This is a genomic window from Bacillus sp. PPSBB_2 (assembly GCF_045291115.1).
Taxonomy (GTDB): Bacteria; Bacillota; Bacilli; order Bacillales; family Bacillaceae_G; genus Bacillus_A; species Bacillus_A cereus.
Genome location: NZ_CP147983.1, coordinates 1 through 10,068 on the forward strand (window position 1 = coordinate 1; position 10,068 = coordinate 10,068).

A 10,068-nucleotide genomic window follows, 5' to 3' on the forward strand; every position below is an offset into this window, starting at 1 on the left:
ACTTAGTAAAGGAGGGACACCTTTGGAAAATATCTCTGATTTATGGAATAGTGCCTTAAAAGAATTAGAAAAAAAGGTAAGCAAGCCTAGTTATGAGACATGGTTAAAATCCACAACCGCTCATAACTTGAAGAAAGACGTATTAACGATTACAGCTCCGAATGAATTTGCTCGTGACTGGCTAGAATCTCATTACTCCGAACTAATTTCAGAAACACTATACGATTTAACAGGGGCAAAATTAGCAATTCGCTTTATTATTCCCCAAAGTCAAGCTGAAGAGGACATTGATCTGCCTCCAGTTAAGCCGAATCCAGCACAAGATGATTCAGCTCATTTACCACAGAGCATGTTAAATCCAAAATATACATTCGATACATTTGTTATTGGCTCTGGTAACCGTTTTGCCCATGCAGCTTCATTAGCTGTAGCTGAGGCGCCAGCTAAAGCGTATAATCCACTCTTTATTTACGGAGGAGTTGGACTTGGAAAGACACATTTAATGCATGCAATTGGTCATTATGTAATTGAACATAATCCAAATGCAAAAGTTGTATATTTATCATCAGAAAAATTTACAAATGAATTTATTAACTCTATTCGTGATAATAAAGCTGTTGATTTTCGTAATAAATATCGCAACGTAGATGTTTTATTGATAGATGATATTCAATTTCTTGCTGGAAAAGAACAGACTCAAGAAGAGTTTTTCCATACATTTAATGCATTACACGAAGAAAGTAAACAAATTGTAATTTCTAGTGACCGACCACCAAAAGAAATTCCAACTTTAGAAGATCGTCTTCGTTCCCGCTTTGAATGGGGACTTATTACAGACATTACGCCGCCAGATTTAGAGACACGAATTGCAATTTTACGCAAAAAAGCAAAAGCTGAAGGGCTTGATATACCAAATGAAGTTATGCTTTATATCGCAAATCAAATTGATTCAAATATTCGTGAATTAGAAGGTGCACTTATCCGAGTTGTAGCTTATTCATCTTTAATTAATAAAGATATTAATGCTGATTTAGCAGCTGAAGCACTTAAAGATATTATTCCAAATTCTAAGCCGAAAATTATCTCTATTTATGATATTCAAAAAGCTGTCGGGGACGTTTATCAAGTGAAATTAGAAGATTTTAAAGCGAAAAAACGTACAAAATCAGTTGCGTTTCCTCGCCAAATTGCAATGTATTTATCGCGCGAGCTTACAGACTCCTCTTTACCAAAAATAGGTGAAGAATTTGGTGGACGTGATCATACAACAGTTATCCATGCCCATGAAAAAATCTCTAAACTACTAAAAACCGATACGCAATTACAAAAGCAAGTTGAAGAAATTAATGGTATTTTAAAGTAGTAGCTGAATAGTGTGAATAACTTACCTTGTTTTACGCACAGTCTATCCACATGTAGATAGACTGTTTTTACATCCTTTAGCGGAGTTATCCACATATCCACAAGCCCTATTACTATTACTACTATTTTTTATCTTTATTAATTAAATAAAATCTTATACTTACCGGAGGTTTTTCTTTATGCGTTTTACAATACAAAAAGACTATCTTGTAAGAGGTGTACAAGATGTAATGAAGGCAGTTTCTTCTCGTACAACAATCCCAATTCTTACGGGAATTAAAGTTGTAGCGACTGAAGAAGGAGTTACATTAACAGGAAGCGATGCTGATATTTCTATTGAATCGTTTATTCCAGTCGAAGAAGCTGGAAAAGAAATCGTAGAAATAGCTCAATCAGGAAGCATTGTTTTACAGGCAAAATATTTTAGTGAGATTGTAAAAAAACTACCTAAAGACACTGTCGAAATTTCTGTAGAAAATCATTTTATGACAAAAATAAAATCTGGAAAATCAGAGTTTAACTTAAATGGTTTAGATTCTGCAGAATATCCGTTATTGCCACAGATTGAAGAACATCATGTATTTAAGATACCAACAGATTTACTTAAACATATGATCAGACAAACTGTATTTGCAGTTTCTACTTCTGAAACAAGACCAATCTTGACAGGTGTAAACTGGAAGGTATATAACAGCGAGTTAACTTGTATTGCAACAGATAGTCATAGGCTGGCACTTCGAAAAGCAAAAATTGAAGGACATAATATTGCAGATGAATTCCAAGCTAATGTTGTTATTCCAGGTAAGAGCTTAAATGAATTAAGTAAAATTTTAGATGAGTCTGAAGAAATGGTAGATATCGTTATTACGGAGTATCAAGTATTATTCCGTACAAAACATTTATTATTCTTCTCAAGATTGTTAGAAGGGAATTATCCTGATACGACACGTTTAATTCCGGCAGAGAGTAAAACGGATATTTTTGTGAATACAAAAGAATTCCTACAAGCAATTGATCGTGCTTCACTATTAGCAAGAGATGGCCGCAATAACGTTGTTAAATTATCAACTTTAGAGCAAGAAATGCTAGAGATTTCTTCGAATTCACCAGAAATCGGAAAAGTTGTCGAAGAAGTACAATGCGAAAAAGTAGATGGAGAAGAGTTAAAAATATCTTTTAGTGCAAAATATATGATGGATGCATTGAAAGCTTTGGATAGTACAGAGATTAAAGTTAGCTTTACTGGGGCGATGAGACCGTTCTTAATTCGTACAGTAAATGATGATTCAATTATTCAATTAATTTTACCGGTTCGTACTTACTAGGTAAGGAATAAGGGTTGCTAGTTTAAAGATGCTAGTGGCCCTTATTTGATTTTTGGGTATTACTTTCCTAATGCTAGTTTATTTAGTACAATGAAAGAATGAACACTTTCAGAAAGTGAGCGATTTTATGAAACGTATTAAAATTTCAACAGAGTATATTACACTAGGACAATTTTTAAAGTTAGCTGATGTAATTGATACAGGTGGCGCTGTAAAATGGTTTTTACAAGAATATGAAGTGTACGTGAACAACGAACTTGAAAATAGAAGAGGTCGCAAACTATATGCGAATGATGTTATTGAAATTCCAGGAAGCGGAACTTTCCAAGTTCAGGCATAAAGGGGGAGCCCTTTGTTTATTTCAGAAATACAATTAAAAAACTATCGCAATTATGAAAAATTAGAGCTTTCCTTTGAAGATAAGGTAAATGTAATTATCGGCGAAAATGCGCAAGGGAAAACAAATTTGATGGAAGCTATTTATGTTTTAGCGATGGCGAAATCTCATAGAACCTCTAATGATCGCGAACTTATCCGCTGGGATGAAGATTTTGGACAAATAAAAGGGAAATTACAAAAAAGAAACAGTTCTTTGTCTTTGGAATTAAATATTTCGAAAAAAGGTAAAAAGGCAAAATTAAATCAACTTGAACAACAAAAGTTAAGTCAATATATTGGCGTGATGAACGTTGTCATGTTTGCCCCAGAAGATTTAAATCTTGTAAAAGGAAGCCCTCAAGTAAGAAGACGCTTTTTAGATATGGAATTAGGACAAATAGCTCCTGTATATTTGTATGAATTAAGTCAATATCAAAAGGTGCTCACGCAACGAAATCACTTGTTGAAAAAAATGCAAGGGAATAGTAAGAATGAGGAAACGATGTTGGATGTATTTACACTTCAACTAATTGAGCATGGTGCGAAAATACTGCAAAAACGTTTTGAATTTTTGCATTTGCTACAGGAATGGGCAGCTCCAATTCATCGAGGTATAAGCCGTGGATTAGAAGAGTTAGAAATTGTCTATAAACCAAGTGTAGATGTATCAGAATCAATGGATTTGTCGAAAATAAAAGAAGTATACTATGAAAGTTTTCAATCTGTGAAACAACGTGAAATTTTCCGTGGTACGACTTTGATTGGTCCTCATCGTGACGATTTACAATTCTTCGTTAATAGTAAAAATGTTCAAGTCTTTGGTTCGCAAGGACAACAACGAACGACCGCACTATCCCTAAAATTAGCTGAAATTGAATTGATTTATTCAGAGGTTAAAGAATATCCAATCCTTTTGTTGGATGATGTTTTATCAGAATTAGATGATTATCGTCAATCACATCTTTTAAATACAATTCAAGGAAAAGTGCAAACATTTGTTACAACGACGAGTGTCGACGGAATTGAACACGAAACATTAAAAGAAGCGAAAACAATTCATGTAACGAACGGCACTGTAGATTGTGAAATAGATAGGGAATAACCCCTGTTTAAATGGAAAAGTAGGTGATCTTTGTGTCAATGGAACAAAAGCAAATGCAAGAAAATGCATATGATGAAAGTCAGATACAGGTGCTTGAAGGACTAGAGGCAGTTCGGAAACGCCCTGGTATGTATATTGGATCTACAAGTGGAAAAGGGCTTCACCATCTTGTTTGGGAAATCGTAGATAATAGTATTGATGAAGCACTTGCAGGTTATTGTGATGAAATTAATGTTAGTATCGAAGAAGATAATAGTATTCGTGTAACGGATAATGGGCGTGGTATTCCGGTTGGTATACAAGAAAAAATGGGACGTCCAGCTGTAGAAGTTATTATGACTGTTCTCCACGCCGGTGGTAAATTTGGCGGTGGCGGTTATAAAGTTTCTGGTGGTTTACATGGTGTTGGGGCATCGGTTGTAAATGCTCTATCAACAGAATTAGAAGTATTTGTACATCGTGAAGGTAAAATCCATTACCAAAAATATGAAAGAGGTATTCCGGTTGCGGATTTAAAAGTCATTGGTGACACAGATCAAACAGGAACAATAACTCGATTTAAACCAGATCCGGAAATTTTCCAAGAAACAACAGTATACGATTTTGATACGCTAGCAACTCGTATGCGTGAATTAGCGTTTTTAAATCGTAATATTAAATTAACAATTGAAGATAAACGTGAACATAAGCAAAAGAAAGAATTCCATTACGAAGGTGGAATTAAATCATACGTTGAGCATTTAAATCGCTCAAAACAACCGATTCATGAAGAGCCTGTGTACGTAGAAGGTTCAAAAGATGGTATTCAGGTTGAGGTTTCTCTTCAATATAACGAAGGATACACAAATAATATTTACTCATTTACGAATAACATCCATACGTATGAAGGTGGTACACATGAGGTAGGTTTTAAAACAGCTTTAACTCGTGTAATCAACGACTATGGTCGTAAAAATAGCATTTTAAAAGATGCGGACAGTAATTTAACTGGTGAGGATGTTCGTGAAGGTTTAACAGCAATTGTATCAATCAAGCATCCAAATCCACAATTTGAAGGACAAACGAAGACAAAACTTGGGAATAGTGAAGCGAGAACAATTACAGAGTCTGTATTCTCAGAGGCATTTGAAAAGTTCTTACTAGAAAATCCTAATGTAGCGCGAAAAATTGTAGAAAAAGGTACGATGGCTGCACGTGCACGTGTAGCTGCGAAAAAAGCGCGTGAATTGACACGTCGAAAGAGTGCGTTAGAAGTTTCAAGTTTACCTGGTAAATTAGCTGATTGCTCTTCGAAAGATCCAGCAATTAGTGAAATTTACATCGTAGAGGGTGACTCTGCGGGTGGATCTGCAAAACAAGGACGCGATCGTCATTTCCAAGCAATTTTACCGCTGAAGGGTAAAATTATTAATGTGGAAAAGGCGCGCTTAGATAAGATTTTATCAAATGATGAAGTTCGTACAATTATTACGGCAATCGGTACAAATATTGGTGGAGACTTCGATATTGAAAAAGCACGCTATCATAAAGTTATTATTATGACCGATGCCGATGTTGATGGTGCACATATTCGTACCCTATTATTAACGTTCTTCTATCGTTATATGCGTCAAATAATTGAGTGTGGTTATATCTATATTGCACAGCCGCCATTGTTTAAAATACAACAAGGTAAAAAAATTCAATATGCTTACAACGATAAGGAACTTGAAAAAATCTTAGCTGAGCTACCAGCCCAGCCGAAACCAGGAATTCAACGTTATAAAGGTCTTGGGGAGATGAATCCAACTCAGCTATGGGAGACGACAATGGATCCAGAAGTACGTTCATTACTTCAAGTTTCCCTTCAAGATGCAATTGAAGCAGACGAAACATTTGAAATTTTAATGGGAGATAAAGTAGAGCCGCGTCGTAACTTTATCCAAGAGAATGCAAAATACGTGAAGAACCTTGATATTTAAATGAGTAATGACAGGAATCTAAGTATTCCTGTCTTCTACATATAAATCAATGTATGTGTAACGGAAATGTAAGAGGAGGTGCTCGTTGATGTCAGACAATCAACAACAAGCACGAATTCGAGAAATTAATATTAGTCATGAAATGCGTACCTCATTTTTAGATTACGCAATGAGTGTTATCGTATCTCGTGCATTACCAGATGTTCGTGATGGATTAAAACCTGTGCATCGTAGGGTTTTATATGCGATGAATGATTTAGGAATTACAGCTGATAAAGCGTATAAGAAATCAGCACGTATTGTCGGTGAAGTAATCGGTAAGTATCACCCTCATGGTGATTCAGCCGTTTATGAAACAATGGTACGTATGGCGCAAGATTTTAGTCAACGTTATATGCTTGTAGATGGGCATGGTAACTTCGGTTCTGTAGATGGAGATTCAGCAGCTGCAATGCGTTATACAGAGGCAAGAATGTCTAAGATTTCTATGGAATTAATACGTGATATTTCAAAAAATACAATTGATTATCAAGATAACTATGATGGTTCCGAAAGAGAACCGATAGTACTACCAGCGCGTTTCCCTAATTTATTAGTAAACGGTACAACAGGTATTGCTGTTGGTATGGCAACAAATATACCGCCGCATCAGCTTGGCGAAGTAATTGATGGTGTGCTGGCATTAAGTCATAATCCTGATATTACTATCGCGGAATTAATGGAATACATTCCAGGTCCAGACTTTCCGACGGCAGGTTTAATTTTAGGAAGAAGTGGAATTCGAAGAGCTTATGAAACAGGTCGCGGTTCCATTATGCTTCGTGCTAAGGTTGAAATTGAAGAGAAGTCAAACGGTAAACAATCTATTATCGTAACTGAACTACCTTATCAAGTTAATAAGGCACGATTAATTGAAAAAATCGCAGAATTAGTTCGCGATAAGAAAATTGAAGGTATTACAGATTTACGTGATGAATCAGATCGTAATGGTATGCGTATTGTCATGGAAGTACGTCGTGATGCTAATGCAAACGTACTATTAAACAATCTATATAAACATACAGCGCTTCAAACAAGTTTCGGTATTAATATGTTGTCTCTTGTAAATGGGGAGCCACAAGTACTAAATTTAAAACAAAATCTATATCATTATTTAGAGCATCAGAAGGTAGTAATTCGTAGACGTACTGCTTATGAATTAGAAAAAGCAGAAGCACGTGCTCATATTTTAGAAGGATTACGAATTGCTTTAGATCATCTTGATGAAGTTATTACGTTAATTCGTAGTTCAAAAACGGCAGATATTGCAAAGCAAGGCTTAATGGAACGTTTTGGTTTAAGTGAGAAACAAGCGCAAGCGATTTTAGATATGCGTCTGCAACGCTTAACTGGATTAGAACGTGAAAAAATTGAGCAAGAATATCAAGACTTAATGAAGTTAATTGCTGAATTAAAAGCGATTTTAGCAGATGAAGAAAAAGTTCTTGAGATTATTCGTGAAGAATTAACAGAAGTAAAAGAGCGTTTCAATGATAAGAGACGAACAGAAATTACAATTGGCGGTATGGAATTTATTGAAGATGAAGATTTAATTCCTGAACAAAACATTGCGATTACGTTAACTCATAACGGTTATATTAAGAGGTTACCGGCTTCTACGTACAAAACACAGAACCGTGGGGGACGTGGTGTGCAAGGAATGGGTACGAATGATGATGACTTTGTTGAACATTTATTAACAACGTCTACTCATGATCATATTTTATTCTTTACAAACAAGGGTAAAGTATACCGTACGAAAGGATATGAAATTCCAGAGTATAGTCGTACTGCAAAAGGACTACCAATTATTAACCTATTAGGGGTAGATAAGGGTGAGTGGATTAACGCTATTATTCCGATTCGTGAATTTGGTGACGATCAGTTCTTATTCTTTACGACAAAACAAGGGGTTTCTAAGAGAACACCACTTTCATCATTTGCAAATATACGTACAAATGGTTTAATTGCAATTTCTCTTCGTGAAGAGGATGAAGTAATATCTGTACGTTTAACATCGGGTGATAAGGATATTATTGTCGGGACAAGTAACGGTATGCTAATTCGTTTCAATGAACAAGATGTTCGTTCCATGGGACGTAATGCTGCAGGTGTTAAAGCTATTACGTTGGGCGATGAAGACCAAGTTGTAGGTATGGAAATTGTCGAAGAGGATGTAAATGTTCTAATTGTAACGAAAAATGGTTACGGAAAGCGTACACCGATTGATGAATACCGTCTGCAAAGTCGCGGTGGTAAAGGTCTGAAAACTTGTAACATTACAGATAAGAACGGTAAATTAGTAGCTGTTAAGTCTGTTACAGGTGAAGAAGATATTATGTTAATTACAGCGGCAGGCGTTATTATTCGTATGCCAGTTGATCAAATCTCTCAAATGGGACGTAATACACAAGGTGTTCGTCTAATTCGATTAGAGGAAGACCAAGAGGTAGCGACGGTAGCAAAAGCACAAAAAGATGAAGAGGAAGAAACGAGTGAAGAGGTTTCTTCAGAAGAATAAGAGAGGGGATTTTCCCTCTCTTTATTTTTTTATAAGATAAGAAAGTATAAGTTTTTGAGCACGAAGTGCCCTCTTGGAAAGCTTGCTGTATAAGGCATTACGAACAATATTTGGAATTTCCATAATGAGTTAGATTGTGCTATTTTTTAGTTATGGAAGCAAATATATTAAAACGTATTTTTTTTGATGAACATAGTCATTGGGAACGATTTAAAGATAAATATGGCGCGAGGATCCGTCCAGTTGTTTTGAAAGAAATTGAAAAATTTAGAGGGTGTGGAGACCCTGAAAATGGATTTAAATTGTTTGTATGTGAAGGGTGTCATCATGTTCGAAAAGTTCCTTATCGTTGTAAGGGCCGATTTTGCACAACTTGTTCTGTAGGAGAAAGTGAAGAATGGAGTAGACTTCTTTCAGAAGACGTACTTCAGGTGAATCATCGTCATGTTATTTTTACCGTAGATGAAGGACTTCGAGATATTTTTCTTTTGCACCGCCATTTATTAAAGATTTTTATGGATGAGGCCGCAAGGCTGTTAGTGGATTATTTTCAAAAGAAAATTAAGGTAACACCCGGTATTATCGTAGGTCTTCACACCTTCGGCGCTAGAATTAATTTTAATCCGCATGTTCATATACTTGTTACAATGGGTGGGATGACAAAGACTGGAAAGTGGAGAGGATATGATTTTCTTCCGTTTGAGATGCTTCGGAAACAGTGGCAAACCATCGTGTTAAAACTGATACGAAAAGAGCTTACGGTGGCAGAAAAAAAGCCAATTCAATCGAAACTTCAAAAAGCATTTTCTGATAATGGGAAAGGCTTCTATGTACACGCTCCGAAACAGAAAGGAAACGTAAAAAAACAACTTCGGTATATTGGCCGTTATATTCGTCGACCTGCTATTGGGTTGAACCGGATCGAGGAATATGATGGACAATCTGTTTCTTTTGCATATAGGGACAAAGTAGAGGGTAGGAACAAGATAGAAACGATATCTGTAGAAGAGTTTATTTCTCGATTAATTCGTCATATTCCAGATGAACAATTCAAAATGATTCGTCATTATGGCATGTATGCACGTCGCATTAAAACATTATGTAAAAAACTATTAAATGAATGGCAAAAGAAAGCCAGACGTTGGATAATAAAAGTGAAAAAAACACTACGTCGTCAGACGTGGAGGGAACGAGTTATCGCAAGTGGAAAAAAAGATCCTCTTCTTTGTCCAAAATGCGACTCATTTTATGAATACAAGGGAGAGGTCTGCCTAGAAAGCGGAGAATGGCAAATAAAAGTAGCTTTATGCCAAAATACGCGAAATTATTTAAAGAGGGTGATTGATTATTTCGCCAGTAAGCAAACATCGAAAAAAGAAA

Annotated in this window: 7 protein-coding genes; all 7 read left to right on the forward strand. The window is 35.8% G+C overall.

The features are described 5' to 3' along the window. The first annotated feature begins 22 nt into the window (after positions 1-22). The gene (gene dnaA / locus V6946_RS00005; RefSeq protein ID WP_000428017.1) at positions 23-1,363 is read left to right on the forward strand and encodes a chromosomal replication initiator protein DnaA; all 1,341 of its coding nucleotides are present in this window, start codon (positions 23-25) and stop codon (positions 1,361-1,363) included. Between the two features lie 178 nt (positions 1,364-1,541). Continuing rightward, entirely contained in the window at positions 1,542-2,687 is a 1,146-nt protein-coding gene (dnaN, locus tag V6946_RS00010; protein WP_006919875.1) for a DNA polymerase III subunit beta, read from the forward strand. A gap of 127 nt (positions 2,688-2,814) precedes the next feature. Further along, on the forward strand, positions 2,815-3,027 hold the full coding sequence (gene yaaA, locus V6946_RS00015) for a S4 domain-containing protein YaaA (RefSeq protein ID WP_000821364.1): 213 nt from the start codon (positions 2,815-2,817) through the stop codon (positions 3,025-3,027). A 12-nt stretch (positions 3,028-3,039) separates the two neighbouring features. After that, a complete protein-coding gene (recF, locus tag V6946_RS00020) occupies positions 3,040-4,167 on the forward strand; it encodes a DNA replication/repair protein RecF (protein ID WP_000470745.1) in 1,128 nt (375 codons plus the stop codon). A gap of 38 nt (positions 4,168-4,205) precedes the next feature. Beyond that, positions 4,206-6,128: a DNA topoisomerase (ATP-hydrolyzing) subunit B gene (gene gyrB / locus V6946_RS00025; protein ID WP_000435982.1), complete on the forward strand. Its 1,923-nt coding sequence runs from the start codon at positions 4,206-4,208 to the stop codon at positions 6,126-6,128. Between the two features lie 88 nt (positions 6,129-6,216). Further along, on the forward strand, positions 6,217-8,688 hold the full coding sequence (gene gyrA / locus V6946_RS00030; protein WP_001282864.1) for a DNA gyrase subunit A: 2,472 nt from the start codon (positions 6,217-6,219) through the stop codon (positions 8,686-8,688). Between the two features lie 134 nt (positions 8,689-8,822). Further along, a partial coding sequence (locus tag V6946_RS00035) for a transposase (RefSeq protein ID WP_406622182.1) occupies positions 8,823-10,068 on the forward strand: 1,246 nt, incomplete at its 3' end.